This is a genomic window from Streptomyces sp. NRRL B-24085, assembly GCF_001282115.1.
GTDB lineage: Bacteria > Actinomycetota > Actinomycetes > Streptomycetales > Streptomycetaceae > Streptomyces.
In genome coordinates, this window is the sequence record NZ_LJBR01000692.1 from 1 (window position 1) to 1,131 (window position 1,131).

Sequence of the window (1,131 nt, forward strand, 5' to 3'; positions counted from 1 at the left end):
CCACCGCACCCGCGCCCATCAAGAACGCCGCCCCCGCGGGCACCCCCGCACCCGACCGTGAAAGCAGCACGGGTGGTGCGGGTGGGAACACGAACCCGGCCGAAGGCCGGGCAGTCCTCACCGCCCACGACCTCCACGCCCGCTACGACGGCTTCACCGCCCTCGCCGGAGTCGACCTGACCGTCCAGCCCGGACGGATCACCGCGATCATCGGCCCCAACGGAGCCGGGAAGTCCACGCTGTTCCACTGCCTGGCAGGAACAATCCGCCCCACGCGGGGCCAGGTCCGCTACGCCGACCGCGACATCACCCACTTCTCCCCCCACGCCCGCACCCGCCTCGGCATCACCCGCACCTTCCAACAACTCGCCGTCTTCCCGACCTTGACGGTGGCCGAGAACATCCAGGTGGGCGCGGAACAGGGCCACATTCCCGACCCGACCGCCACGGACCGCGCACTGACGCTGTTCGGTCTGGACGGCCCCCTGCGCGACGCCCCCGCCGCCGGCCTCCCCACCGGCACCCTGCGCCGGGTGGAACTCGCCCGGGCCCTCGCCGGTTCCCCGAGCGTCCTGCTCCTCGACGAACCCGCCGCCGGTCTGGACACCGCCGAGGTGACCGCCCTGGCCCGGGTCCTGAGGGCCCTCGCGGCGGACGGCACCGCCCTCCTCGTGGTCGAGCACGACCTCGACCTGGTGGCCGACCTCGCGGACGTCGTCCACGTCATGACCGCGGGCCGGGTCATCGCCTCCGGTCCCCCGGCCCACGTGCTGGACGCGCTCGACGCCCGGGAGACCGCCGTATGACCGCGAGAAGCGTGAGGACCGCCATGGCCCTGCGCCACGCGCGCGTGCGCTACGGCCCCCTGGAGGCCCTGCACGGCGTCACCCTCACCGCGCCCGGTCCCGGCCTCACCGTCCTGCTTGGCCGCAACGGCTCCGGCCGTACGACGGCACTGCGCGCCCTGGCCGGAACGGTGCCGCTCACCGACGGCAGCGTGCTGTGGGACGGCGTCGACGTGACCCGCGTACCGGCGTACGAGCGGGCCCGGCGCGGTCTGTGCCTGGTCCCCGAGCGGCGGGCCGTGTTCGGCTCCCTCACCGTCCGCGAGAACCTCGAACTCGCCGCCCC

At 74.4% G+C, this 1,131-nt stretch carries 2 protein-coding genes; both read left to right on the top strand.

Going from position 1 to position 1,131, the window contains the following annotated elements; translation table 11 throughout:
* The coding region (locus AOJ26_RS41240) for an ABC transporter ATP-binding protein (RefSeq protein ID WP_234358811.1) at window positions 1-806 on the top strand (806 nt) is incomplete at its 5' end.
* The coding region (locus AOJ26_RS41245; RefSeq protein ID WP_234358812.1) for an ATP-binding cassette domain-containing protein at window positions 803-1,131 on the top strand (329 nt) is incomplete at its 3' end. The genes AOJ26_RS41240 and AOJ26_RS41245, both read left to right, overlap by 4 nt.